This is a genomic window from Lactobacillus apis (assembly GCF_003150935.1).
GTDB lineage: Bacteria > Bacillota > Bacilli > Lactobacillales > Lactobacillaceae > Lactobacillus > Lactobacillus apis.
Genome location: NZ_CP029476.1, coordinates 471427 through 497299, shown reverse-complemented (window position 1 = coordinate 497299; position 25873 = coordinate 471427). Strand labels below are relative to the sequence as shown.

Below are 25873 nucleotides of genomic sequence, written 5' to 3'. Positions count from 1 at the left end.
TTGGCGACAGAAGCTATTATCTTGCTTGCTTTTTTAATAACAACGGCACAAAAAAGTGCGATTAATTAGCTTTTCCCGTAAATAGTTTTCTTAAAAGTTATTCTTTAACAATCCTTTAAAATTATGATAAAATTATTAAATAAAGTCAAAAAAGTTGCTCACGTTAATTTTTTACCTGTTCTTCACATTTGCTTTATGACAATAGTTTAAGTAGCTCCATTTTTTTAAAAACAACTTTTGCTAAGCTTATTTTTTGACTCTTATGGCAAAAGTAGTTCAGAATGAAAAACGTTGCCGCATTATAATAAATGTGATCAAGTTGCGAAAAATTGACTATAATATAGATAGGTAAAGTTGCTAGTTGTAATTTTCCCTATGATACCTTTTAAGGTAAGATTACCTACTACAACTAATTTGTTGATGTACATTGGGGTAGATTAATGTCAGAGAATAATGAAATTGAAGCCAAGATAATTTTGCCCAAAACAGCGTATTCCCAATTATATACAAGTTTTCCTGTTAAAAGTGATTTTAAGCAAGAAAACTACTACTTCGACACTAATAATGGCTTATTAAAGCAAGCACATATCAGCTGCCGGATACGTTTGTTTGAGGATCATGCCGAGCAAACATTGAAAATACCGGGGAAAAATCCTATACAGCATCATTATCATCAAGCAATCGAAATCAATGATGACTTAAAACTAGAGAAGGCACAAAATCTTCTAAAAAAAGCCGAAGAAAAAGGCAAGATTACTTTTACTGGTTCGGTTGGTGATTATCTTAAAAAACACTTCGGTTCCGAAACGAATTTATGCTTGCAAACATTCAGTAAAACGCATCGAATTCTTGCTCAAGGACCACAAAATTGTGAACTTACATTTGACGATACAAAATATCCTGATGGATTTGAAGACTTTGAACTAGAAATAGAAAATGATAATCCTGCTTTAATTGAATCAACACTGAGTTTGCTTAAACAACAGTATGGTTTAGTGCAAAATTCTGCTAATACAAATCGAGCAAAAATTGCACGCGCTTTCAGTCATCGTGGTAAAATGTAATTGTATGTTTTTTTAAGGATGGATATTTGGTAAAGTTGTATTGATTAATCAAGTTATGGAGGAGCCTGATCATGTTTGAGATATTTCTTTTTGTTAATCCAATTGGCGTGTACTGCTATGATACCGAAGTATCTGTTAAGAAAACTGTCGATGAACTTGATATTAGCTCTTCTTTCCATTTTGTTCCTATTACCAACTCAAAAGTAATCAAAGACGATATTATTCGAAGAAAAACTTGCGGTCAAACGATAGACGATATTCCTGAATACACAATGGCTGCTTATCAGGCATTACGTAATTATCACGCGATTAAGCTTGAATATGGTAACAAAAAAGCACGTTGCTATTTAGTTAGCTTGCAAAAAGCTGTGAGTAAGGACTTTAATGTTTATTCGCAAGATTTGCCTAAAAAAGTTGCAGTTGATTTAGGTCTAAACTACAAACGAATCTGTGATTCTAAAATCAATAAATATATTGATGACTCGATTGAGCAAGACAAAGAGCTCGCACGAAAATTTAATATTCAAACCATTCCTACAACAATCTTTTTTAATGAAAGTGGCGACGATAATGGGCTTTTAGTTGAAGGCACAATTGCTCACGATAAATTGCTTGCTTTGTTAAAAAATAGTTACTGTAGGGAACCGCAAGAAGAAGAACAAAAGCAAGTGGAAAATGGTTATCTTCCTAGAAAGCACCTTCGTTTGATGTAAAGTATGTTGTAGCATTATCAGCTGAATTGACAGAACGAACTTGGCTAAACACCCATTGTGGTAATTCATCAACCGTCATCTGTTTTTGGTACAACTTTGCACCTATCTGCAGTCCATTGATACTTTTATGTGCTAATTGCATTTTTAGATAGTTCTTCTGAACGCTAGAATCAATCTGGTAATTTTTCAAGCGTGGCTTAAAATACCATAACTTTTCTAATCCAATCGAATTCAAACTAAAACTAGCAGTTTGAAAATGTAACCTATCCGTTAGTGGTTCAAGTTTGACGTTATATTTCAAACGTAAACTCCTTTGATACGGATTAACTTCTAAATAATAATTATTCCACAACTCGTTTTCACGAAAGAAAATGAGTTGTGTTTTTTTGAGATAATGTTGAAGAAAGTGCCTTTTTCCTACAATCCAAATGTCCTTAATGCCAATTTGTTGATACAAAAGATGTCGGTGCATAAAGTCTGATTTATTGAGCGGCGCGCATTGCACCTCAAAAGCCAACTCAGGACTTGCTAGCACATCTGCTCGTAATCTACCATTTGCAAGTGATACTTCCGTCTGCGCGTTAAATTTAGCCGCTTGCAAGGCATCTTTAAGTAGTTCCTTGCTTTGCGCATGCTCATCTTTTTCTCCTGCCATATTGATAACCTGTGGCAAGTGCTTAAAGTAAGCTGTCTTCTTTTTTACAATTAACTGAACCTCTCTTTTACAACGCGGACAGAAATAATGTCGCCTCGCAAACTGCTTTGGGTTAGTACTTTCTTTTACTGCTTCTTCTCTGGCAGTAACTAATTCATTATTCAAAAATGCTGCGTACAAAATAATCACCTATTATGAAGTACGCAAAAAACGACAGGTTTTACCCTGTCGTTTTTAATTAGTTTTATTTTTTAGCAAAAGTCTGGCGTAATTGCTCTAATGCATCCTGTTTAATAAGACACTTTGCAGTTGTCCGGACACGTCCCATTTCTTCACTCTTTACCTTGGTACCGTACTCATTAGCAATTGCCCACGCATCAGCAGGTTTAAGTTCAGAATAGTTTTCATTATCAAACGCTAAATCAAGGTAAAAACGATTTCGTTCATAGTAAAGACTTGAAGAAAGATCTGGTGCCAATAAATTATCGGCAAGTTCAACTACAAATTCAAGATCAGAAAAACTGTAACCCTGTTTTGTCTGCAATTTCCAAAACGATTTTTTAACTTTTGGAACTGTAGCTTCATCAGTGTCTTGGCTGTCCTCGTCATCCAAGTCTTCTTCATCATCGTCTTCTAAATCAAGGAAAGATCGACGTGCATCATCAGTATTTTCGTTTTTAATATCACCAAAATCCTTCTCAAACAGCTTTGATAAGCTCTCTGGATCCTGATTCGTTGCCTTAGTGATCAACAGATCAAGTCCACCATTATTTGGCATTACTTGAAAAGTGACTGGAGCATCTTGGCTAAAAGAATGGTCGGTGTCAATTTCATCTAAAATTGAATAGAAAAATTGTTGGATCTTACCTTTATCGCCCAGCAAATCTAGAACTTTCAGACCACGTTTAGCTAATTCAGATTTGTTAATTCTCACGCGGATAGTATTTTCATTAATATGTTCTACTTGCATGAGTCATTCACCTCCATCAGATCCTTTGTTCTATTGTAGCGTATTTTGTACATAAAATAAAAGCGTTAGTTCTAAAACTAACGCTTTTTTTGAAAGATTCCAAATTATAAATCTGCGATTTTTTGCATTTCCTCAAGTTCAAGTCGACGAACTTTTCTAGGCAAGAATCGTCTAATCTCGTCTTCGTTGTAACCAACTTGAAGACGACGATCATCCATAATAATTGGTCTTCTTAAAAGACTTGGGTCCTTTTCAACCATATCTAGTAATTGATCAATTGATAGATCATCCAAATTTATTTTAAGTTGTTGGAATGCTCTGGATCGTGTAGAGATAATCTCTTCAGTACCGTTTTCAGTCATCCGCAAAATTTGGATAAGTTCCCCTTTAGTAAGTGGTTCAGAAAAAATATTTCTTTCCTTAAAATCAATATCATGTTTCTTCAACCATGCCTTCGCTTTCCGACACGAGGTACAACTTGGAGATATATATAAATTTACCATATATTTTCACGCTCCTTCTGATCAAAAAATGATTCGTTACCTCTAGTATTATATCACATTACTTTCTTTTTATAAGTAATGTGTCTATGCTATCTATATTTTATGATAGTGAGTAAAAGTGAAGAAACTGTGAAGAATTTCTCAAGAAAAAGTAAAGATATAAAAAGAGTGCATTAATATCTAATGCACTCTTTGTTAACCTATGAACTTAATTATTCACTTTTTTCATTAAGTCGTCAACTAATTTTTCGTTTTCTTCAGCAGTTTCTGAAACAAAACAAGCAGTATTAGCTAATTCCTTAATATCTTCAGTGTTTAACTTCTTCATTAAGCTTCTAATTCTTAAAATTGAAGTTGCGCTCATTGAGTATTCATCAAGACCCATTGAAAGCAAAATTGGGAACATGGTGCTGTCGCCAGCAGCTTCACCACACATACCACACCAAATGCCATTTTCATGAGCAGCATCAATTGTGTGCTTGATCAAACGCAATACTGAAGGGCTAGCTGGTTGGTATAGGTATGAAACATTATCATTACCACGGTCAGCTGCCATTGTGTATTGGATTAAGTCATTGGTACCGATTGAGAAGAAGTCAACTTCTTTAGCGAATTGGTCAGCAATAACTGCAGCAGCAGGAACTTCAATCATCATTCCAACTTGTAAGTCTTCGCCAACCTTAACACCGCTTTTAACTAACTTATCTTTTTCTTCAGCCAAAATTGCCTTAGCCTTACGCAATTCACCCAAAGTACCGATCATTGGGAACATGATGCCCAATTTACCGAATGCTGATGCACGTAAAAGCGCACGTAATTGTGTACGGAAGATTTCTTCATTTTGCAATGACAATCTGATAGCACGAACACCTAAGAATGGGTTCATCTCTTCTGGAAGATCCCAGTAGTCTAAGTGCTTGTCACCACCGATATCCATTGTTCTAATGACAACTTGCTTGCCATTCATTCCTTCGATAACTTCTTTATAAGCTTCGAATTGGTCTTCTTCACTTGGGAAGTCCTTGGAATCCATGTACAAGAATTCAGTTCTATACAAACCAATAGCTTCAGCGCCGTTCTCATTAACACCTTCCATATCATTTGGTGTACCAATGTTAGCTGCAATAATGAATTGCTTACCATCAGCAGTTACAGAAGGTTCGTTCTTGAGTTTCTTCCATTCAGCCTTTTGCTTTAGGAATGCTTCACTCTTAACTTTGTAATCAGCAACTTGTTCATCAGTTGGCTCAATTACTGCATCACCGTTCAAACCGTCAACAACTAATGTTTGACCGTTTTCAACGTCTTTAGTAATTGAATCTGTACCAACAACAGCAGGTAATTCAAGTGAACGAGCCATGATTGCTGAGTGAGCAGTACGACCACCGATATCAGTAACAAAGCCCTTAACAAATTTCTTGTTTAATTGAGCAGTGTCACTTGGAGTAAGGTCATGAGCAACAACAACAACTTCATGATCAATTGAAGCTGGATTAGGTAATTCCTTACCTAATAAGTGAGCCATGATTCGTTTTGAAACATCACGAACATCAGCAGCACGTTGTTGCATATATTCGTTATCTGTCATGCCTTCAAAAATTGTAATGAACTTTTGAGCGGTTTCATCAAGTGCAGCTTCACTGTTAATTTTTTGCTCTTTGATTTCATTTTCAATTGCACCTGTAAATTCAGGGTCATTCAAAATCATCAAGTGAGCTTCAAAAACTTGAGCTTCTTCTTCACCTAAACTCTTTTTGGCACTATCACGAATTTTTTCAACTTCTTCAGTTGATACTGAAATAGCTTCATGGTAACGAGTTAATTCACTGTCAACATCTGAAACAGTTGTCTTCGTGAAAGAAAGATCTGGTTCGACCAAGAGATAGGCTGGTGCTACAGCAATACCATCACTAGCAGCAATTCCTTTTAATGTCTTGGTCATTATTCAGCTAATCCTTCTTTTTTCATTGTTTCTGAAATAGCGTTGATTGCATCTTTTTCATCATCACCATCAGCACTAATTGTAACGTCAGCGTTCTTACCAACACCGAGTGACATAACACCCATGATTGACTTCAAGTTAACTGATTTGCCATTGTATTCCAAGTTGATGTCTGAACCAAACTTTGAAGCAGCTTGTACTAACAAAGTTGCTGGACGAGCATGAATACCTGTTTCTGCAATAACATGAAAATCGCGTTTTTCCATTATAAATATCTCCTTTGAATTGAAAAATCAAACCGGTAGTAACTACCTATTCGCTTACTTAGACTATCATTTTTTTGTGAATTAGACAACATAAATGTAACAGTTTACATCATCAAAGTTCCGTTGTTGATTGCCTGTAAACTATTTTTCCACCACGTAGGGCCTTACCAGTTATGTTCTGTCTTTTACCAAAAGATCTCAAAGCAGCCTGAAACGCAAATGCATCTTTAGGTTCAACTTCATAATGATCTAATTCACCACTTGCTAACTGCTCTAAAATTTTTTGATAATCCAAATATACCACCGTTTTTCTAAAACATACACTAAAAATTAAGCATTTTTGCTTTTACAAGTGATTATTTTAGCATATTTGGATTCAATAGATAATAATGTATATTATTCCGAGTTTTAGCACTTGATTATTGAGAGTGCTAATTATATAATTTAGTCATTGAAAAGAAAGGCGGTAATGTAATGCTCTGTCAAAACTGTCAAAAACGACCTGCCTCTATTCATCTTTTTGCAAAGGTAAATGGAGAAAGCCGCGAAATCAATTTATGTGGACAATGTTATCAAGAACTTAAACAACAAGGAAATATTAACATGAGTAACGACAACAACGGTTTCTTTGGCGACTTTAACGATCTCTTTAATTTTAATAATGAAAATGCAATGAATGGCAATCCTAATAACCCAGGTAACCCTGGAATGAACAATGGTAATCCTAATAATGGTGGTGGAGGCCGTTCACTACTTGATCAATACGGTACAGATTTAACTGCTCTTGCTAAAAAAGGCAAAATTGACCCCGTAATCGGTCGCGATAAAGAGATTGCACGTGTCATCGAAATTTTAAATAGAAGAACAAAAAACAATCCTGTCTTAATTGGTGAAGCCGGAGTTGGTAAGACTGCGGTTGTCGAAGGATTAGCACAACAAATAGTTGATGGTTCAGTACCTGCAAAATTACAAGATAAACGAATTATTTCATTAAATGTTGTTTCTCTTGTTCAAGGAACTGGAATTCGTGGTCAATTTGAGCAACGGATGCAACAATTGATCAAGGAACTGCAAGATCATGACGACATCATCTTGTTTATTGATGAAATTCATGAAATAGTTGGCGCCGGAAATGCTGAGGGCGGTATGGATGCTGGTAACATTATTAAGCCAGCCCTTGCTCGTGGTGACTTGCAACTAGTCGGTGCAACTACCTTGAACGAATATCGCGAAATTGAAAAAGACTCTGCTTTGTCACGTCGTTTCCAACCAGTTGATGTTAAAGAACCATCAGTTGCAGAAACTATTCAAATTCTAAAAGGCATTCAGAAGCGTTACGAAGACTATCATCACGTTCACTACACCGATGATGCAATCAAATCAGCTGCTGAATTATCTGAGCGCTATATTCAAGATCGCTTCTTACCTGATAAGGCCATTGACTTGCTCGATGAGGCTGGTTCAAGAATGAACTTAACCATCCCTTACGTTGACAAAGAAAAACTGCAGGAAAGAATTGCAGCAGCTGAAAAGTTAAAGCAGGAATCACTGCAAAATGAAGACTACGAAAAAGCTGCTTACTATCGTGATCAAATTGAAAAATATAATAAGGTAAAAGACCAAAAGGTTGATCCTGATAAATCACCAGTTATTACCAGCAAGATTATGAATAAGATTGTTGAAGAAAAAACTGGTATCCCAGTTGGTGACTTACAAAAACAAGAAGAAAATCAACTGCAAAACTTGGCTTCTAACTTAAAAGAACATGTAATTGGTCAGGATAAGGCTGTCGACAAGGTAGCACGTGCTATTCGTCGTAACCGAATTGGTTTCAACGAATCCGGTCGACCAATTGGCTCCTTCCTCTTTGTTGGTCCAACTGGTGTTGGTAAGACTGAGCTTGCTAAACAATTAGCTAAGCAAATGTTTGGTTCAGAAGATGCCATGATTCGTTTTGATATGTCAGAATATATGGAATCCTATTCAGTTTCTAAATTAATTGGTTCTGCGCCTGGCTACGTTGGCTATGAAGAAGCAGGTCAATTAACTGAACAGGTTCGTCGTAATCCATACAGTTTAATCTTGTTAGATGAAATTGAAAAAGCTGATCCTTCTGTAATGAACTTGTTCTTACAAATTCTAGATGACGGTCGCTTAACTGATTCTCAAGGTCGTACTGTTTCATTCAAAGACACAATCATCATCATGACATCTAATGCGGGACAAGGCATTAAGGAAACTAGCGTAGGCTTTACAGCTGAAAATGCTAGTGATGAGCCAGATGCTGCTCGTTCTTCAATGAGTCAATTCTTTAAACCTGAATTCTTAAACCGTTTAGACGACGTAATCGACTTCAACGAACTATCTAAGGAAGACTTAGTTAAGATTGTTGACTTAATGCTTAACAGTGTAAACAACATGGTTAAAAGCCGCGGAATGCAAATTACTGTTACTGACGAAGCAAAGAACAAGTTAGTTGAGGAAGGCTACAACCCTGCTATGGGTGCACGTCCACTTCGCAGAACTATTCAAGAAGAAATTGAAGATAAAGTAGCTGATTACAAGCTTGATCATCCAACTGCTAAAAACTTAACTGCAAGTGTTACGGACCAAAAGATTGTTGTTAGCGATGAAGAAAATAATTCTTCTGATGAGGAAATTGATCATTAATCTCTCGGCTTTATGCAATAAAATTTTAATTAATTACAATATAATTGCTTTTTTGCAAAGAAAAATGTTGTAATTAGCGTTATACTAAAGTAAAAGATAACTACTAGAAGAAACGGGTGAAATCCATGCACTTAATAGATGTAACCAATAGTTATAAGGATCTAGTTCATAGTCAACTGAATTCGACTAACGTTAATTATGTAAAAGTTTATTCATTAGGAAATACCTCTGTCATCTATACCGAAAGCAATGAAGCAATCGAAATTGCTTTGGAAAATCATGATCGTCGTATTCGTAAAGAAGAAGCTGAATTTGTCATTAAGCGACTAATTAAGGAAGATGATCCTTCCTACGTTATAACCTTTGACAAAAACCAACAGTTAATTGAAATCAATATTGATAAATAGAAAAAAGGTTGATAAATTTATCAACCTTTTTTTGTTTGCTTATAATTTCTCAGTTAATTTAACATCCGGATACTTATCTTGGAAAAAGCGCTCAGCAAACTGATTTTCAAATAGAAACAGTGGCTGATCATAACGATCTTTAACCAATAAGTTACGGCTATTCGACATAGCAGGATCAAGTTGCTCCGGATCAATCCAGCGAGCCACACGATGACCGATACTATTTAGCTCTACATCTGAGTTATATTCGTTCTTCATTCTGAACTTAAAAACTTCAAATTGCAGTTGACCAACGGCACCCAAAATATATTCATCAGTTTGATAGTTACGGTATAACTGGATCGCACCCTCTTGAACCAGTTGCGTCATTCCTTTATGGAACGATTTTTGCTTCATCACGTTTTTCGCAGTTACACGCACAAACAATTCCGGTGTAAATTCTGGTAATGGTGGGTAAACGATTTTCTTTTTACCAGCATAGATACTGTCACCTATTTGGAAATTGCCAGTATCATAGAGACCAACGATATCGCCGGCAACCGCATCAGAAACCTGAACACGTTCACTAGACATGAACTCAGTTGCATTATTTAGCCTAATTGGCTTATCAGTCCGCGCAAGGGTGACATCTAAGCCCTTTTCAAATTCCCCGCTACCAATTCTAATAAAAGCAATTCGGTCACGATGATTTGGATTCATATTAGCTTGAATTTTAAAGACAAAGCCGGAAAATTCCGGGTCATCTGGACTTAGCTCTTCATCATCATTAACTGTGTGTGCTTGTGGAGCTGGAGCCAATTTTACAAAACTCTTTAAAAAGGTTTCAACGCCAAAATTAGTTAAGGCAGAACCAAAGAATACGGGGGTCTGGTCTCCTCTGAGAATCTTCTCAGAATCAAAAGTATTACCAGCTTCTTTGATTAATTCAATTTCATCTAAAGTATCCTTAAATTGTGGGTTCTGGCTTAATGGTTCGCTTTCAGGCAAGTTGCCATCTTGATCAAGTGGCAAGAAACGGTCTTCACCGTCCTTGTGATAAAGCTCAACTTGATTATTGGCAATATCATAAAGACCCTGCAAAGTTTGGCCGGAACCAATTGGCCAATTCATCGCAACTCCTTCGATGCCAAGAAGATCTTCCAATTCCGCAATTAAGTCTAGTGGTGGACGACCATCACGATCCAACTTGTTCATAAACGTGAAGATTGGAATACCACGTTGCTTGACAACTTTGAACAGCTTTTTCGTTTGTGGCTCAATACCTTTAGCTGAGTCAATTACCATGACCGCTGCATCGACTGCCATTAATGTTCGATAAGTGTCTTCCGAAAAATCCTCGTGTCCTGGTGTATCAAGAATATTGATTCTTTTACCATCGTATTCAAACTGCATTACAGAACTAGTAACGGAAATACCACGTTGCTTTTCGATTTCCATCCAGTCACTAGTTGCATAATGGCCTGTTTTACGTGCTTTAACGGTACCAGCACTACGAATAACGCCACCAAAAAGAAGCATTTGCTCTGTAATCGTTGTTTTACCTGCGTCAGGGTGCGATATGATAGCAAATGTTCTTCTCTGTTCTACCTTATTTTTAAGTTCATCACTCATTAATTACTTTGCTCTTCTTCCTTTTGTCCTTTGTCTGGTATCGTCAACAAGACCGTGAGTAACCTTGACCTGTTCATTCTTCTTGTGGTCAAAACCATCCCATTGTCTAATTTGACTGATAATTTTTCTCCTTTGGCAGGAATAATTCCCAATTTAGTGATTACGTATCCTGCTACTGTATCAACGTCTTCCATTTCAAGATCAGTACCAAACTGTTCGTTAAATTCGTCAAGCGGCATTTTCCCGTAAATCACATATTTATTCGGAGCGATTTGTTCGAATAAAACTTCAGTGTGATCGACTTCATCGTCAATGTTACCAACAATTTCTTCGATCAAATCTTCAATGGTTGCAATACCAACAACTCCACCATATTCATCGGTTAAAATTGCTAATTGCTGCTGTGTTCGCTGCATTTCAACTAGTAATTCAGCCAAATCAGTTGTTTCTGGAACAAATAGCGGTGGATTCATGACATCTTCATAGTCAATCTTATCAAAGCCTTTTTCCCAAGCCTTTCTAAGCACTGTCCTGATATGAATGACACCCACAATCTTGTCCTTGTCCTGCTTGTAAACAGGGATTCTTGAATATGGCTCGTGCAAAATTTCTTTAAGGTTATCCTGCAAGCTAACGCCATAATCGACCATAAACGCATCGATTCTAGAAACCATGACTTCGCGGACCATCCGTCCTTGAAAATCCAAAACATTATCCAACATTGAAAATTCAGTGTCACTTACTTTTTTCTGATTGTGTAGATCCTTTATTTCCTCAGTTAAATGTTCTTTCGTCTCTCCATCACTTGAAGAGGATAATTTATTCTTGAAAATTTGAAATAAATTCCCCTTATCAGGGTCGCTAGCCATAGTTTTTTCTCTCTTTCTAAAAATACGAAGTTTAATAGTGCCATTATATCATGTACGCACAGGATATGTTAAAATAGCACGTAAGAAATGAGGTTTATTAATGAAAAAAAGTCATGTTTTACTTGTTTTTACGTTTTTATTGCTAATACCATACATCTGCAGTCTTACCATCATCGGTATCGGTTACGATGCATTAGTACTGCATTCAGCTGACTTGTTCAGAACCTCAATTGGTGCATTTGTCGGCGCTCTAATTATGTTTGCAATTAAGGCAACCATTCAACGTCCGGTCGACCTCTTGGCTGTGGAAGTTGATGACGGCTTACTAAAACAACTTTTACGTTTTTTCAGTATTAGACGGCGGCCACTTTTGCAATTAGCCAATATGATTTTGGACTTTGTTCTCTGCTTTGGCGCAACGTTTGTTGTTCGCCAATTTCTAACTTTGGATCAGATTGTTGGCAAGTCGGCAGGAATCGTAATGTTAGTCATGTTACTTTCAACCTGCTTAGGTGCCTACGTTGAATACGATAATTTATCAATCGACCCTAACCAACATTAAATAAGCTATTCACTGGCATCCAGATATAACATCTGTGCCAGTTTTTTTGTCGCTAAATTTAGCGTTTGAACAAAGTATGGTGTTAGGCTATCACCTGGATTTTCATACATTTGAATTCCTTCATCACCAACTTTTTGTAAAAATGTCGGTAAAACTGAATTAAGTGGTTGACTGAAAAAAGCGAGATTTTGCTGGTCAAGTTCTTCAAGTGCGACCTCATTTTGAGGTAAAACAAATCTCATTAGACCACTAGGAACTTCTACTTCATTTGGAACTAGTACACCGTACCAGTACATAAAATTTTCTGGACCGAAAACGATCATGCTAGCCCGTTGATCAGTTAATTCATGCTCGGCTAAAAACGCTTGAAAAAACTGATCTTGTTCCATTTCCACATTACAACTAGAAAATGTTCTTTGGTCATCCATTAATTGATCGGAAAAAGGACGACCAACAAATGTACTTTTTTCTTGTAACTTTTTCATAAAAACTCCTTAATAGTCTGCTAATTCATCAAGCGGGATAATTTCTCCTGCTAAAAAAGAATCAATTTCATTGCTGGCAAAACCATGTGTATAAAGATAATTACGGATTTTACTGTTGCGCTCTTGTTCGGGCAGCCTTCTGAAGCGCTTATAAGCCTTAACGCCCTGTTTTTTCAAAGCATCAAGTTGCTCACTTTCATCTTGCGCAAGATCCAGTTCGGCAATTATCTCATCAGCAATTGAGCTAGAAAAGCCGTGGCTCATCAACTTGGTCCTCATTTTACGCTCAAGTTCACGTTGTGAAATTCTGCCAATTTTACTTTTCATTGACTTCAAGACCCGTTGTCCCGCAGCTTGCCATTCACTGTCATCAATCCGTTCCAACCCAATTTGGACTAATTCAGGATCGATCCCCTTTTGCGTAAGTTTACGTGAGATCGTCATTGGCCCATCAGTACCAATTCGCAAATTTTGTCTAATTATTAGATCCACATACTTTTGATCATCCAAAAAGCCCATTTCGGTTAATTGACTAACTGCAGCTTGCGCAGGTTCATTATCAATTCCATGATCCTTTAAGTATTGTAAAACTTCATAAACCGTTCGCGGTTCATAATTTAAATACCTTGATGCTAAATTAGTTGCTTTTGCATCTTCATCATATTGCTTGACCTCATCTACTTTTTCATCAGTCAGCTCTTGTCCTTTTAAAAGAACAAATTCCGCGACAGTTTGCTCACTGGCGGAAAAAGCATACTTGCCATCTAAAAAGATATTATACCGACCCGGACGTTTTTGACTGCTTACTTTAGTAATTATTGGCATTTTACTCACCTTTCTACTAGGTTATAGTTACATGCTAGCAAATTTCTTTCATTCTTGCGAAAAAGTTTTGTTAGGTAGTACAATAAATTGTTAACATTGTAACGTTTTATTGTAGAAAGAAAATTATGTACAAAAATTTTAAGCAAAAAGAAACAAAAGAAAAAGACGTTATCATCACGATTAAACGCTTAGGAATTAATGGTGAAGGTATTGGCTATTATCGCAAGAAAATCATTTTTATTCCAGGCGCACTGCCAAACGAAGTTGTTGTGGCAAAAATTATCAAGGAATATCCGCACTACATTGACGCTGAACTAGTTCGCATTAAGGAAAAAAGTCCCGACCGTGTTCCTTACCCTAAAGGCGTTGATCCAGCAATCGGCGGACTTGAGCTGGCACATTTAAGTTACGAAAAGCAGCTTGAATTCAAGCGTGACAATGTTTTGGAAGCATTAAGAAAATACCATCCACGCGGTTACAATAAATATAAAGTAAAAAAGACAATTCCTGCTCCAAGTGAATGGCACTACCGTAATAAGGCTCAATATCAAATTGAGCAAGATCATGGTCAAACTAAACTCGGTTTGTTTGCCCCAAATTCGCATGAACTATATGATTTACCTGTCATGCCAACGCAAAACAAAGCAACGCAAGAGACTGAACGTAAAATAAAAGAGCTGGTTGACAAGTTACACGTAGCAGTTGCCGATCCTTTCAGACATTATGATGGTTTAAAGACAATCGTTGTCCGCCAAGCGGAAGCAACCAAAGAAATTCAAGTAACACTGATAACGGTTGGACACAAAATTAAGAACTTACCTGCTTTAAGTAAGGAAATCATTAACTTGCCTAATGTTGTTAGCGTTTTTCAGAACGAAACTGATTGGCGCAACCCTCAAGTTTGGGGTAATAAGACAGAAAAATTGGCCGGCAAAAATCAAATTATTGATGAGATCTTAGGCAAAAAGTTTGCCCTTTCACCACGAGCATTTTTCCAATTAAACCCAGTTCAAACTGCAACCTTGTATTCTGAGGCACTTAAATTCCTCGACTTAAAACCTGAGGACACTTTAATCGATGCATATAGCGGCGTCGGTACCCTGGGAATTTTAGCAGCGGATCAAGTCAAACAAGTAGTTGGAATTGAAACTATTCCTGAAGCTGTTGAGGATGCTAAACACAATGTTGAGCTTAATCATTTGCGTAATGCAGATTACTTTCAAGGCAGTGTAGAAAAAGTTCTGCCTGAGTTGCAGAAAAATGGTGTTCCAATTGATGCCTTGATTGTTGATCCGCCAAGGACCGGACTTGCAAAGAGTCTAATTAAAACCTTATTGAAAATCAAGCCTAAAACTTTTGTTTACATTTCATGTAATCCTTCCACTCTTGCACAAGACTTAGTGTTATTGAGTGAAGCATATGATGTTCGCTTAATTGAAAATGTTGATATGTTACCTCAAACACCACGCTGTGAGTGTGTCGTCAAATTAACCTTACGCTAATATAAAAAAGTTGTCGCAAATTGCGGCAACTTTTTTATTTGTGGATGGAGGTATTTTAATGCTTTAGGTGAATAAATAAAGACCAACCTTTATTATTTGATAAACCGATCTCTTTAAGTAAAGATCATTATCCCTTAACTATTAGAAAGCCAACTCATATATGACATATACTTTACTTTAACAATATACAGAATATGGAAATAAATTAGGTTATTTGTTTCCCCTTTCCACAATTTAATCATAGCATTTTACTGCTAGTCCTTACCACCAAAAAGCACTTATTATTTAACATAATCTTTTAAAAAGCTTGCGATACGCTTACGGTACTCCTTCGGGTGATCGGCAAATGAATCAGCATGTTTGGAATTTGGTGCAACCCATATTTTTTTAGGACCTTTAGTCGCTAAATAATTATGGTATACCATTTTAGTTGGAACAAAAGTATCATGACTACCATGAATAAAGAACATTGGATGATGATTTTTATGTAGTTGCTTAATGCTCGATGCATCTTTCATAAAGTAACCAACTTTTACGCGATTGATGCCGCTCAAGATTTCTACTAATGGGAACCGTGGAAAAGAAGGCATATTATATAGTGCTTCAGCCTCGTGTTCAATTTCATCTTTAACGCTGGTATAGCCACAATCCTCAATAAAGGCCTTAACCTGCCCTGGAAGTTTTAGTCCACTGGTCATCATCGCTGTCGCTGCGCCCATACTAAGACCATAGACGACAATTTGTTGCTGACTACCTTTGCGCTTGAGTACTAAATTAATCCACTTTTTGACATCATCTTTTTCCGGCCAACCATAGCCGATATATTTTCCTTCGCTTTTACCTTGAGCACGTGGATCAGGTGTTAGAGTATTGTAGCCCATTTCATGAAATAGTGCGTCATACTCGCCCATATCTTCCTTAGTGTCCATGTATCCAGGCAGAATAATTACTGTCTTATTGGAACTAGTCGCAGGAATATAGTTTGCGACTAATTTATATTGATTGTCAGCCGACTGCATGTACCATTTTTGTTTAGTAGTCTTTTTGAACCACTTTTTTTCTTTGTATAATGGATCCGACTTTTTCAAAGTGTCACTGGATGAGCTTAAAAAGCTTTTTGGTCCTGGTACACAGGCCATTTTAAAGAAATAATAGCCTGCACCAGTAAAAACTATGCAAACTAGCAAAACAATAATTATTAATGAAAGCCATAGCTTTTTATGCTTTAATTGTTTCAAAGATATGTCACCTTTTCTAAAAATAATATCAATAGTATAACACTTTAAAAACGTATAGGAATCATTATTATGAAATTGACTAATTTATTGCAATTAACGAATGATATAGATGGCCAAACCAAGCTGTTTTTAACAATTGATCAACAAGTTTATCCCTTAGCAAAATTAAAAATTTCTAGAAAAGAGTGTCTGTTGTATCCAGGAAAACAGGCGATGACCAAGGGTAAAATGATTCATTTAGTAAAAAACATCCATGGCTTTGATATCCCCACATACATAGTTAATCAGCAAGAACTCCTTCCAGTATTTGGCATTCAAATATTGCCCGAACAAAATTCAATTAGATTAACTTAGTTTTGATTCAAGGTTAAGCCAGGTTTATCACGTCCATGAGTTTTATTTTTGTATTTCATACAATATGAATATTTAAAGACAGCAAAAAACAGTTAGTTACATTCGACTAACTGCTTTTTATTCTTGATTCTTCTAAACAACGAAAATTTGAAAGCACATTTAAAATGCATAGTTTGTTCAAAAAAGTTATGCAATAAGCAATTATAAATTAATCCTAACAAAAGCTGATACACTTCGTAAATTCAAAAGTATTTAGTATCTTTTGTCATCTCCTAGGCTAGGTAATAACCACTTGTTCTTAGAAAATGAAACTATTTTGAAGGTCCCCACCAGTTATGGATTATATCAATTAGGGCTAATAAACCTAAAGCGTTCATGATAATGCCCTTAGTTTGTGCATGTCTAATCTTAGCGTCAACAGCTACTTTTTTCTCTTTACCTGATTTTTTTACTTGAAAGTTAGCATCATAAGGTGTGTGACGCTCTACAGTTACTGGCATATGTAACTCATTTTGTTTTTTGACATATTCAAGTCGCTCACTTGTCGTTAGACTATAGAGTTCTTTATCAGTAAGGATGCCTGCTCGTTTAAAGGCTTCTCTTCGATTATTTTTTAATTCTTCCTGCTGGCTATATTGCTTTCCACTGATCATTTTTAGTGCCTCTATTTTCAGCCTTCTTTTAATTACGTATTAGCCTCACGGTTTTGATTTAACAACCATCTAAAACCCATTACTTCCTCAGCAGTTAATAGTGTCAGTTCTACCCATCATTGATTTAACAACCATCTAAAACTTATTAAACGCAACTTAGTCCGCTTATTTTGTTCTAACCATCATTGATTTAACAACCATCTAAAACTACTTTAAACGTTCGTACGATAAAGATAATGTTCTAACCATCATTGATTTAACAACCATCTAAAACACAAAAAACGGCGTTTCCAATAATCACGATGTTCTAACCATCATTGATTTAACAACCATCTAAAACGGAACTGGTAGTGACTGTATCAGTAGGGATGTTCTAACCATCATTGATTTAACAACCATCTAAAACTATATCGAATCGCCTTTTGGTTCATATAGTGTTCTAACCATCATTGATTTAACAACCATCTAAAACTATATCGAATCGCCTTTTGGTTCATATAGTGTTCTAACCATCATTGATTTAACAACCATCTAAAACTGGAGCAATTAGTACGTTAATAGCTGCTGTGTTCTAACCATCATTGATTTAACAACCATCTAAAACAAAATATCTATCCGCGTCAATATTACTTAAGTTCTAACCATCATTGATTTAACAACCATCTAAAACATGCCACCTGCTTTGCTTAGCAATTTACCAGTTCTAACCATCATTGATTTAACAACCATCTAAAACGGTAAATCAGTAAGTGATGCACACGATAAAGTTCTAACCATCATTGATTTAACAACCATCTAAAACCGATTTTTTATCATCATTTTTTAATGTTGTCTAATCAAAAATAGTTGCGGCAATTATCAAAGTTTTTTTCGTCAACCCAACTACCTCGTAATTGCGAAAAACACACTTTTGAATTAAAAACTAGCTACATTTTTAGTTCAAAAACTTTTAGACTAAAATTAAGTCACCTAAATTATAGCACAAGGGTTAATTAGCTTAATGTTTTGGTTTCACTTTTTATAAAAATGTGCATAAAAAAAGACCCAACTTTAGGGTCTAAATTTATTTTTGCTTGTATTGACGAACGTGATCTTTAGTTCCAGCAAAGTACCAATAACCGGTTTCTTCATCGCTCTCTAATTCAAGGTTATCTTGAGGAAGTTCAAGTGCCTGAGTAAAAATTTGTTCATATTCTGAAACACTAACTTTCTGACGACGGGCAATCATTTCCTGGTCACCATCAATATCAAGAGCATTTTGATACTCCGCTACGACTTGACCAGCATAAAACTCACCCATTGCACCTGAGCCATAAGAAAATAGTCCAACTAACGCTTCAGGAGCCAAAATACCGTTTTCTAGCAAGCTCAAAAGACTTAAGTATAGAGACGCAGTATAAATATTACCAATTTCACGGCTGTATTGCGCAGAAGCTGTAAAGTTATTTGCTAATCTTTCTGCAGTTTCTTGTTCCTGCTTTTCAATTGCTAATTGATTTGCCTTAAATCCCATCTTAACAAAAGGTAGATGATAAATTAGTGCAGCAAAATCGCCAGTTTGACAGTCATTTTGAGCTTTGTAATTGGTAAATGTTCGTTTGAAAAAGTCAAGATAGACCTCTGTAGAGTATTTACCATTGACTAGAGCAACAGCAGAATCGTTTGGACGCCAAAAATCATTAATATCAGCACTGTAGGCACTGTGGCCATTTTTCAAGGCTAAAATTCGTGGCTCTGCCTTAATTAGCATGCTGACGCTGCCGGCGCCTTGCGTCACTTCACCACCAGTGTTTAAACCGTAACGCGCGATATCACTACCAATAACGATTGCACTGTGATGTGGGTGAAGTCGAACATAATCTCGCGCAATCATAATTCCTGCGCTCATCCCAAAACAAGCTTCTTTTATTTCAAAAGTTCGCACTTCAGGTGCAAGCTCTAGCGCACTCTTAACAAAGAGTGATGCAGACTTAGATTGATCCACTCCACTTTCCGTTCCAATGACTAGTAGACCAACTTGTTCACGGTCGATTTCATCAATATAACGCATAGTTGCGTTAATTCCCATTGAAACAGCATCCTGCGTTTGATCAGCCACGCTCATTTTGCTTTGACCAATTCCAATCAAAAATTTATTGGGATCTTGATTACGCGCATGTGCTAAATCCACCATATCAACGTATTTATTAGGGGTGTAAAAACCAATTCGATCTATTCCAACTTGCATTATTGTCCCTCTCTTATTTGTTTTAAAAACTGCTCCGCAGCTGCTAATGAATACTCTTTTTTGTCAATCATCATTTGCCGTACCTGCTCCTTTTCTCGCAAAGTGGCAGTTAAATTGGCAACAGTATTTTTAGCTTGCAATTTCATGTGTCCCGCTTGAATTCCCGTGGTCGATATTGCTAGCAAAGCAGCTAAATTGTTAGCTAAGCCGATCCCTGCAATCACGTTTGCCAGTTCGCTACTAGTGATATCTTGGCCTAAAAGACGGTAACTTTGCTTTACATCAGTCCGGGAGTTAATTGAGCCCCCAACCGTACCAATTGCTAATGGAAGTGTCAAAGAGCCAATCAACTTGTCATCTTTGACATCCCATTGACTTAGACTACTGTATTTGCCCTTTTCATTGGCCCAAACACCGCAAGCTACTTCAACGGCTCTGGCATCATTACCAGTTGCCAACAGAACCGCATCAACACCATTCATGATGCCTTTGTTATTTGTAACTGCGCGAAATGGATCGTTTTGCCCAATTTTGCTCAGTAAGGCAATTCGTTCAGCCACTTTTACTCCGCCAACTGTGGCAACATCCAATTCAACTTGTGCTTTAGTGAATTGACTGGGGTAATTCGATAAAATTGCAAATAACTTGTCAACAACTCCTGGAAAAGTGGCTAACTTGTTAGCAACAAACTCCAAAATTGAATTTACACGGTTAGCACCCATTGATTCAGCCGGATCGACCAATACTCTGAGCATTACTAAGTCATCTTTTTGTTGTAGATTAATTTGACGAACACCACCACCGTGTTTAACCAAGCTGGCAAATTGAGAGTTTGCTTGCTCGATTATTTTAGGAAAAAGTTGAGAAAGCTCACTTACATTAAACTTAGTGTCAACTTGTAAAGTGACTTGACCGTAAATTCCGGTACGTTTACTTACTGCTGTAACACCACCGTTTTTTGCAAAAATGCTAGCCCCATGATTGGCAGCGGCAACGACCGATGGCTCTTCTGTTGCTAGTGGAACAAGATACGACTTGCCGTTTACCAGAAAATTTTGCACAACGCCTACCGGAAACCGCAATTGTCCAATAACATTTTCACTTAGGCTATCTAATTCGTGCAGGGTAATTTCGTCGATATCGTCTAATTCTATCCCTTGATTAATCAAATATTCTCGTCTTTTTTCAGGCGTTAATTCATAAAACTTCATTCGTTAAAAGTCCCGAATTAATTCACAGGCAATAGCCTGACCTCCTCCAATACAGAGCGTGACTAAAGCTTTGTACCCATTAACGTGCTTTAATTCATTGATTGCCGTTCCGACCAGTCTAGTTCCTGTTGCGGCTAAGGGGTGTCCTAAAGCGATGGCACCACCATACATGTTCAACTTTTCACGTGGGATTGCTAAAGCTTGTTCTACCGCCACGCATTGAACAGCAAAGGCCTCGTTTAGTTCAATTACATCATAGTCTGTAATCGCGCTACCCGTATTTTTCAGTAGTTTTTGCACTGCATAATACGGTGCAAATCCCATTTCAGCAGGATCATTACCTGCTTCGGCAAAAGAACCTAGCTTAGCAAGTGGCTGCAAGCCTAATTTTTCTACCTTGTTCGCAGTTGCCAGAATTACGATGCTAGCTCCGTCACTTATAGGCGACGCATTACCAGCTGTTACAGTACCATCTTCCTTGAAAACTGGCTTTAAGGTGCTAAGCTTGGCAACATTTGTATCTTCGCGGATATTTTCGTCGTGCACTAAGTCATTATTTTCATCAAAAACTTCAATTAACTCATCTTTAAAACAATCATTTTGCACTGCTGCCGTAGCCTTTTCATGTGACCAGCTACTGAACTCGTCCATTTCTTGCCGAGAAATTTGATACTTGTCGGCAAGTCGCTCAGCAGTCAAACCCATCGGCATCCCTGAAAATGCATCGGTTAGTCCATTAGCAAACATTTCATTTTTTAAATTGCTACCAGCTTTATCTTCAGCGATAAAAGCCGCATTAGTCATGCTCTCGGCACCACCGACTGCAACTAATTCAAAGTCGCCGAGCTCCATTTGTCCTTGAGCCAAGCGCATTGCCTTTAAACTCGATCCACAAACCTCATTTACTGTCACACTGCTGCTGGTTTCTTTCATTCCAACATTCAGTGCAACTTGTCGAGCCATATTTTGTCCAAGCCCTGCGCTTAGCACGTTACCCATAAATAGTGCATCTAGTTCCTGTGGCTGCATATCAATGCTTTTAAGTGCCCCAGTCAGCGCTAATTCGCCAAGTTCAGTTGCATTTTTTTCATTCCACAAACTGCGGTAGCGGCCAAAAGGTGTTCTTTTAGCTGCAACAACATAAATATCTTTCATAAGTTAATCTCCTCACAAAATATTCAAGTTGAATCTTACCTAAAAATCACGCAGAAAAATAGTAATTTGGCCCACGTTAAGAAAAATTTTACACAAAAAAAGAAACCATTAAGATTTGGTTTCCTTAAATTGTCATTTATTTTTCTTATCTTCAGCCTGCAACTTTTTAGCTAAATCAATAATATATTGACGTAACTGATCCTTAGTTTCAGGATGTTGCAGCCCGTATTCAATTGATGTTTCGAGGTAATTCTCTTTATTACCAACATCATGGCGAACACCTTCAAACACATGTGCAAAAACGCGCTGCGTTTTATTCATTGTGTCAATTGCATCAGTTAATTGAATTTCGCCACCCTTATCAGGTTTTTGCTCTTCTAAAATTGCAAAAATTTCAGGAGTAAGCAGATAGCGACCAATAATCGCATAATCACTTGGCGCCTTGTCAACATCAGGTTTTTCCACAAATGACTTGACATTAATTAAACCAGGCATAATTTCATTTTCGGGTTCAATAATACCGTATTTTGAAACCTCTTTATGAGGCACTGGCATTACTGCAATAGTCGAAGCATGAGTTTCATTGTAGCGATCAATCAATTGCTTGGTTAATGGCTCTTTGTCCATCATTAAATCATCACCAAGCATTACCACAAACGGTTCGTCACCGACAAAACTGCGTCCGCGCGCAATTGCGTCACCCAAACCTGCTGGATAAGGCTGTCTAGTGTAGTAAATATTAATTCCTAAATGGGTAATTTCTTGCGATAGTTTAAGTAAGCCAGTCTTACCTTTTTCTTGTAAGTTCTGTTCAAGTTCTGGGTTAGAGTCAAAATGGTCTTCAATTGTTCGCTTGTTTTTACCAGTAACAATTAAAATATCTTCAATTCCAGAACGTTTAGCTTCTTCAACAATAAACTGAATTGTTGGCTTATCAACAATTGGTAGCATTTCCTTTGGCATTGCTTTAGTGACAGGTAAAAATCTTGTACCCAATCCAGCCGCCGGAATAATTGCTTTCCTTACTTTCATCCCTTGTACGCTTTCTTTAATAATCTCAAAAATAATATATCAAATTAGTGCATTTGATGCTAGTTTTTCCGGTTACGCTTTTCTTGCACATATTCAGCCAAGTGACCTACCGAATAACTCACTTCACCGTAGTTCATTGTCACAATTGCTGCATTCACACAGGTTCCAACCAAAAACAAAATTGAAGCAATATTGAGCCACAACATAAAAATGATGAAGGTACCAACAATGCCATAATTTTCCCAGCTAATATGGAAATTATGTAAATAGTAACTAAAGAGCCACGACAATGCCACCCAACCAATTAAAGTTGTAAAAACACCAGGCCAAATGACACGTTTTTTTAATTTTATATTGGGCAAAAAATAATTTAAGTAATACAATGCACCAATTAAAGTAATAATGACCACAGGATAGCGGTAGCTAAAGATTTTTTCAATTTCACCGACTGATAATGAAAAAATTGGACGTAAAAATTCCAATACCTGCTGACCAAAAATAAAAGTCAAAATAAGTAAAGCAAAAATCAATATCATCAAGTTGGTTAAAAAGATGGTAATCGATCTTGTCCAGACAGTAATCTGCCACTTCTGCTTCAACTCAACTTCACGTACACCGTAAATTCGATTCATGCCAATTCTGATAGCATTTACAAAAGACGAGACCGACCAAAATGCCAGCAAAATACCAAACGAAATATAACCAGTTGAGTTACTTTTTAACAGTGAATCAATGATTGGCATAATAAATTTGGCAATCCGATCAGGAAAAATCAATTTTAGATAGCTAGCAATCGGTTCCGTATTAATGTGAAATAGTGGCAAAATGTTTCCGATAATAATAATCAACGGAAAAATTGAGAATAAAACATAGTATGCAATTGAAATCGCGCTAGTTAAAACTTCGCCCTGAGTGAACTTGTTAGAAACGGTTTTATAAAATAAAGCAACACGTTGACTGGCTGCGCTCGCTTTTCTACCCATTCAACTTAGTCATCCATTTCGTCAAAGTGTGGCAAATACTTCTCATAACCATCATATGGCTTTTGTAAAGTTAAAATCTTAGGACCATCTTTAGTAATGGCAAAAGTGTGCTCAAATTGTGCAGATTTAGAACCATCTGGCGTAGCGTAAAAGACCCAATCATCGTTTGGATCAGAAACAGTTTTTTGTTCAATCCGCCAGTCACCCCCGGCTTCAACCATTGGTTCAACCGTAATTGTCATTCCTTCGCGAAGACGTAAACCATGTCCTGCCTTACCCCAATGAGGAACTTCAGGATCTTCGTGAATACTTGGTTGGATACCATGACCAACTAGTTCTTTCACGTCACCATAATGGTGTTCATCTTCAACGAAATGTTGGATGGCGGCACCAATATCACCGATTCGGTTGCCTAAAACAGCCTGATCGATTCCAAGGTACATTGCCTTCTTAGTTGTTTCCATTAAGTCCCGATCTTCAGGAGAAATTTCACCAACTGCATAAGTGGTACATGAATCAGTTTCAAAACCGTTAAGGTTGCAAGTTACATCAACCTTAACCAGATCGCCTTCTTTTAAAATAGTGTCCTTACGTGGGGTTGCATGAGCAATTTGGTCATTGACTGAAATACAAGTACCATATTTGTAGCCCTCAAAACCTTGTTCTGATAAGCGACCACCACGGCTTTTAACAAAGTCTTGGCAGAATTCTTCAATTTTCCAGGTCGTAATTCCTGGCTCAATGACATCGCGCAATCCTTCAAACATTGAAGCCAGTAAACGGCCAGAAGCTTGCATACCTTTAAGTTCACGAACAGATTTAATTGTTATCAAAATTAAACTTCTCCTCTTAGTAAAATGATGTTTATTATCATTATAGCGTTTTTTAAAACTTTACTAAAGAATTTCATCAATACAGTGAAATTATGTATAATGTTATGATGAATAAAAAAGAGGAAAGGTAAGGAGAAGTATGAAAGCTAGAATTGTCTATGCTAGTATGACTGGTAATGATGCCGATATGGCAGATATCTTGGAAGAAGATTTACAAGACTACGGCTTTGATGTGGAAACAAGCGAAGCAGAATTTACCGATGCTAGTGACTATTTGACAAGCGACCTCTGCATCTTCGTCACTTATACTTACGGTGAAGGTAAAATGACTGATGACGTTGCGGACTTTTATGAGCAACTAAAAGAATTGGATTTAAGTGGTAAATACTTCGCCGTGATGGGCAGCGGCGACATGGTCTATGCTGACCATTTTTGCGAAAATGTCTTTGACTTTGAAAAAATGTTTAATCAAGTTGGTGCAAAAGAAGTAACTAAACCAGTTACAATTGAAAATGCACCGGATGATGACGATATCGCTGCTATTGACAATGCCGCAAAGGAAATGGCTGATCAATTAAATGGCTAAAAACACTAACACTAATTCATCCAAGTTTAATTCAACGTCTGATCCAACCATTCATCGCTTGGGACAAAACGTAGTTAAACGGCACCGTAATTTATTTGTTTACATGATTTTCGGTTTTATTGCTGCTCTCATTAACACCGTGGTATTTATGGTTATCCACAAATACATGCATAGCCCCGTATTAATTTCAAATACAATTGCGTTTGTGATTTCAAATTTGGCCTCTTTTGTTTTTAATCAAAAAGCCGTTTTTACAAATAACGTTGATGAAGAGCACTCTACTTGGCAAAAGTTAATCGTCTTTTTCACTTACCGCATTATCAGCTTGATTCCAGACAGTCTCATCATGTTAGTTGGTCTATCATGGTTAAAACTGAACGCATTGTTTGTGAAGATTCTTGATCAAGTTCTGGTTGGTATTTTCAACTACTTGACTACCAGATCTGTTTTCCAAGCAAAAGAAACTACGATGATTGAACGAGCTAAAAAGATGCTCAAAGAACATCAAGAAAAACATCAAAAATAAAAAGTCATGAATTCTGCTAGTGAATTCATGA

27 protein-coding genes and 1 CRISPR repeat array are annotated in these 25873 nt (G+C 36.9%); of the genes, 9 read left to right on the top strand and 18 right to left on the bottom strand.

What is annotated here, in order from left to right:
- Positions 1-440: 440 nt before the first annotated feature.
- Both DKL56_RS02490 and DKL56_RS02485 read left to right on the top strand, forming a co-directional pair.
- Positions 441-1064 carry a CYTH domain-containing protein gene (locus DKL56_RS02490; RefSeq protein WP_109715280.1) on the top strand — a complete coding sequence of 208 codons (624 nt, stop codon included), beginning with the start codon at positions 441-443 and terminating at the stop codon, positions 1062-1064.
- A gap of 71 nt (positions 1065-1135) precedes the next feature.
- The gene (locus DKL56_RS02485; protein ID WP_109715279.1) at positions 1136-1777 is read left to right on the top strand and encodes a DsbA family protein; all 642 of its coding nucleotides are present in this window, start codon (positions 1136-1138) and stop codon (positions 1775-1777) included.
- Here DKL56_RS02485 and DKL56_RS02480 read toward each other — a convergent pair.
- From DKL56_RS02480 to DKL56_RS02455, 6 genes are all read right to left on the bottom strand, one after another.
- Entirely contained in the window at positions 1752-2621 is an 870-nt protein-coding gene (locus tag DKL56_RS02480) for a competence protein CoiA (RefSeq protein ID WP_338035263.1), read from the bottom strand. The two genes, DKL56_RS02485 and DKL56_RS02480, sit on opposite strands and share 26 nt — an antisense overlap.
- 55 nt (positions 2622-2676) lie before the next feature.
- Positions 2677-3402: an adaptor protein MecA gene (locus tag DKL56_RS02475; protein ID WP_109715277.1), complete on the bottom strand. Its 726-nt coding sequence runs from the start codon at positions 3400-3402 to the stop codon at positions 2677-2679.
- 104 nt (positions 3403-3506) lie between these two features.
- Positions 3507-3905: a transcriptional regulator SpxA gene (gene spxA, locus DKL56_RS02470; protein WP_074425603.1), complete on the bottom strand. Its 399-nt coding sequence runs from the start codon at positions 3903-3905 to the stop codon at positions 3507-3509.
- Positions 3906-4113: 208 nt separating this feature from the next.
- A complete protein-coding gene (gene ptsP, locus DKL56_RS02465; protein ID WP_074425604.1) occupies positions 4114-5847 on the bottom strand; it encodes a phosphoenolpyruvate--protein phosphotransferase in 1734 nt (577 codons plus the stop codon).
- Positions 5847-6113 (bottom strand): phosphocarrier protein HPr, encoded by a 267-nt coding sequence (locus tag DKL56_RS02460; RefSeq protein ID WP_046306433.1) that lies wholly within the window; start codon positions 6111-6113, stop codon positions 5847-5849. The genes ptsP and DKL56_RS02460 overlap by 1 nt, the downstream gene beginning before the upstream one ends.
- A 112-nt stretch (positions 6114-6225) precedes the next feature.
- The gene (locus DKL56_RS02455; RefSeq protein WP_109715276.1) at positions 6226-6408 is read right to left on the bottom strand and encodes a hypothetical protein; all 183 of its coding nucleotides are present in this window, start codon (positions 6406-6408) and stop codon (positions 6226-6228) included.
- Positions 6409-6587: 179 nt separating this feature from the next.
- Between DKL56_RS02455 and DKL56_RS02450 the strand changes: the two genes are divergently transcribed.
- Complete coding sequence (locus tag DKL56_RS02450) at positions 6588-8783, top strand: ATP-dependent Clp protease ATP-binding subunit (protein WP_109715275.1); 2196 nt, start codon at positions 6588-6590, stop codon at positions 8781-8783.
- A 125-nt stretch (positions 8784-8908) separates the two neighbouring features.
- Positions 8909-9190 carry a DUF1827 family protein gene (locus DKL56_RS02445; RefSeq protein WP_046306430.1) on the top strand — a complete coding sequence of 94 codons (282 nt, stop codon included), beginning with the start codon at positions 8909-8911 and terminating at the stop codon, positions 9188-9190.
- 39 nt (positions 9191-9229) lie between these two features.
- Here DKL56_RS02445 and DKL56_RS02440 read toward each other — a convergent pair whose 3' ends face one another.
- Both DKL56_RS02440 and DKL56_RS02435 read right to left on the bottom strand, forming a co-directional pair.
- Positions 9230-10801, bottom strand: a complete 1572-nt coding sequence (locus DKL56_RS02440; protein WP_109715274.1) for a peptide chain release factor 3 — start codon at positions 10799-10801, stop codon at positions 9230-9232.
- Positions 10801-11670 carry a hemolysin family protein gene (locus DKL56_RS02435; protein WP_109715273.1) on the bottom strand — a complete coding sequence of 290 codons (870 nt, stop codon included), beginning with the start codon at positions 11668-11670 and terminating at the stop codon, positions 10801-10803. The genes DKL56_RS02440 and DKL56_RS02435 overlap by 1 nt, the downstream gene beginning before the upstream one ends.
- A 100-nt stretch (positions 11671-11770) precedes the next feature.
- Here DKL56_RS02435 and DKL56_RS02430 point away from each other — a divergent pair, with 100 nt between their 5' ends.
- The gene (locus tag DKL56_RS02430; RefSeq protein ID WP_046306424.1) at positions 11771-12232 is read left to right on the top strand and encodes a hypothetical protein; all 462 of its coding nucleotides are present in this window, start codon (positions 11771-11773) and stop codon (positions 12230-12232) included.
- Between the two features lie 5 nt (positions 12233-12237).
- Here DKL56_RS02430 and DKL56_RS02425 read toward each other — a convergent pair whose 3' ends face one another.
- Positions 12238-12717 carry a hypothetical protein gene (locus tag DKL56_RS02425; RefSeq protein WP_109715272.1) on the bottom strand — a complete coding sequence of 160 codons (480 nt, stop codon included), beginning with the start codon at positions 12715-12717 and terminating at the stop codon, positions 12238-12240.
- A gap of 9 nt (positions 12718-12726) precedes the next feature.
- On the bottom strand, positions 12727-13542 hold the full coding sequence (recX, locus tag DKL56_RS02420) for a recombination regulator RecX (protein ID WP_109715271.1): 816 nt from the start codon (positions 13540-13542) through the stop codon (positions 12727-12729).
- A gap of 125 nt (positions 13543-13667) precedes the next feature.
- On the opposite strand from recX, the gene rlmD reads away from it, so the two are divergent.
- The gene (gene rlmD / locus DKL56_RS02415) at positions 13668-15044 is read left to right on the top strand and encodes a 23S rRNA (uracil(1939)-C(5))-methyltransferase RlmD (RefSeq protein WP_109715270.1); all 1377 of its coding nucleotides are present in this window, start codon (positions 13668-13670) and stop codon (positions 15042-15044) included.
- Positions 15045-15325: 281 nt separating this feature from the next.
- Here the strand turns inward: rlmD and DKL56_RS02410 are convergent, their stop codons facing one another.
- Complete coding sequence (locus DKL56_RS02410; protein WP_420812401.1) at positions 15326-16288, bottom strand: alpha/beta hydrolase; 963 nt, start codon at positions 16286-16288, stop codon at positions 15326-15328.
- A gap of 63 nt (positions 16289-16351) precedes the next feature.
- Here DKL56_RS02410 and DKL56_RS02405 point away from each other — a divergent pair, with 63 nt between their 5' ends.
- Positions 16352-16636, top strand: a complete 285-nt coding sequence (locus tag DKL56_RS02405; RefSeq protein ID WP_109715268.1) for a hypothetical protein — start codon at positions 16352-16354, stop codon at positions 16634-16636.
- Positions 16637-16947: 311 nt separating this feature from the next.
- Here the strand turns inward: DKL56_RS02405 and DKL56_RS02400 are convergent, their stop codons facing one another.
- The 7 genes from DKL56_RS02400 to map all read right to left on the bottom strand — a co-directional run bounded on the left by DKL56_RS02400 (position 16948) and on the right by map (position 24730).
- Positions 16948-17289, bottom strand: coding sequence for a hypothetical protein (locus DKL56_RS02400; protein ID WP_109715267.1), 342 nt, complete (start codon positions 17287-17289; stop codon positions 16948-16950).
- A 105-nt stretch (positions 17290-17394) separates the two neighbouring features.
- Positions 17395-18091: direct repeats of the CRISPR family, unit length 37 nt; unit sequence AGTTCTAACCATCATTGATTTAACAACCATCTAAAAC.
- A 261-nt stretch (positions 18092-18352) separates the two neighbouring features.
- Positions 18353-19516 carry a hydroxymethylglutaryl-CoA synthase gene (locus DKL56_RS02395; RefSeq protein WP_109715266.1) on the bottom strand — a complete coding sequence of 388 codons (1164 nt, stop codon included), beginning with the start codon at positions 19514-19516 and terminating at the stop codon, positions 18353-18355.
- A complete protein-coding gene (locus DKL56_RS02390) occupies positions 19516-20727 on the bottom strand; it encodes a hydroxymethylglutaryl-CoA reductase, degradative (protein ID WP_109715265.1) in 1212 nt (403 codons plus the stop codon). Before DKL56_RS02390 ends, DKL56_RS02395 begins: the two co-directional genes overlap by 1 nt.
- A 3-nt stretch (positions 20728-20730) precedes the next feature.
- Positions 20731-21882: a thiolase family protein gene (locus tag DKL56_RS02385; protein ID WP_109715264.1), complete on the bottom strand. Its 1152-nt coding sequence runs from the start codon at positions 21880-21882 to the stop codon at positions 20731-20733.
- 132 nt (positions 21883-22014) lie between these two features.
- Entirely contained in the window at positions 22015-22914 is a 900-nt protein-coding gene (galU, locus tag DKL56_RS02380; protein ID WP_109715263.1) for a UTP--glucose-1-phosphate uridylyltransferase GalU, read from the bottom strand.
- Positions 22915-22973: 59 nt separating this feature from the next.
- Complete coding sequence (locus DKL56_RS02375) at positions 22974-23897, bottom strand: YihY/virulence factor BrkB family protein (protein ID WP_109715262.1); 924 nt, start codon at positions 23895-23897, stop codon at positions 22974-22976.
- A gap of 5 nt (positions 23898-23902) precedes the next feature.
- A complete protein-coding gene (map, locus tag DKL56_RS02370) occupies positions 23903-24730 on the bottom strand; it encodes a type I methionyl aminopeptidase (protein WP_046306396.1) in 828 nt (275 codons plus the stop codon).
- A 139-nt stretch (positions 24731-24869) separates the two neighbouring features.
- Here map and DKL56_RS02365 point away from each other — a divergent pair, with 139 nt between their 5' ends.
- Both DKL56_RS02365 and DKL56_RS02360 read left to right on the top strand, forming a co-directional pair.
- Positions 24870-25316 (top strand): flavodoxin, encoded by a 447-nt coding sequence (locus DKL56_RS02365; RefSeq protein ID WP_046306393.1) that lies wholly within the window; start codon positions 24870-24872, stop codon positions 25314-25316.
- On the top strand, positions 25309-25842 hold the full coding sequence (locus tag DKL56_RS02360; protein ID WP_109715261.1) for a GtrA family protein: 534 nt from the start codon (positions 25309-25311) through the stop codon (positions 25840-25842). The genes DKL56_RS02365 and DKL56_RS02360 overlap by 8 nt, the downstream gene beginning before the upstream one ends.
- Positions 25843-25873: the final 31 nt, after the last annotated feature.